Origin of the sequence: Rossellomorea aquimaris (assembly GCF_001877785.1) — a bacterium.
GTDB classification, from domain to species: domain Bacteria; phylum Bacillota; class Bacilli; order Bacillales; family Bacillaceae_B; genus Rossellomorea; species Rossellomorea aquimaris_A.
In genome coordinates, this window is record NZ_MINN01000122.1 from 1 (window position 1) to 544 (window position 544).

A 544-nucleotide genomic window follows, 5' to 3' on the forward strand; every position below is an offset into this window, starting at 1 on the left:
GGCTCCAGGAGATTCAGTAATCTGTTCTATAGAATAACCAGAGATCCGGCTGAATTCGCCGGCGTGCGGTGTCAAGATGAGCGGAGCGCTTCTTTTGGCATAGCTGCGCGCACTCAATGCACCTGCATCTAGTATAAGAGGATGTGGAGCCCTCAGTAATCTGTCAATCGCCGCTTCGGTCAAAGCATCGGGTGCTGTTCCAGGACCGCAAGCAATGGCTTTGTACGATGCGAGCGAATGGCTGCCATTAGCGATCTGTGCCAGCGCATCCGGCACGTAAGTCGCTTCCGGTACTGCGTGAGCAATGCTTTGGATCGTTTCCCGATATGTGCCGATTTCCAGTTTCCCGACGCCGCTAGTCAACGCGAAAAAAAAAACAGATGACAAAATCTTACTCTACAATGTAAAGATTTCATCACTAATCCAGCCATGCATACAACCCAATGCGTGTTTATCTACACAACACATCCCCCAATATACATCCTCGAGCCCACGATACCTACTACTACCTGCTACGCCCAATTACAACGCCATCACTTAACGA

General features: G+C 49.8%; 1 protein-coding gene. It reads right to left on the reverse strand.

The window, feature by feature from the left end:
- A partial coding sequence (locus BHE18_RS18335; protein WP_328585900.1) for an NAD(P)H-hydrate dehydratase occupies positions 1-363 on the reverse strand: 363 nt, incomplete at its 3' end.
- Positions 364-544 lie beyond the last annotated feature (181 nt).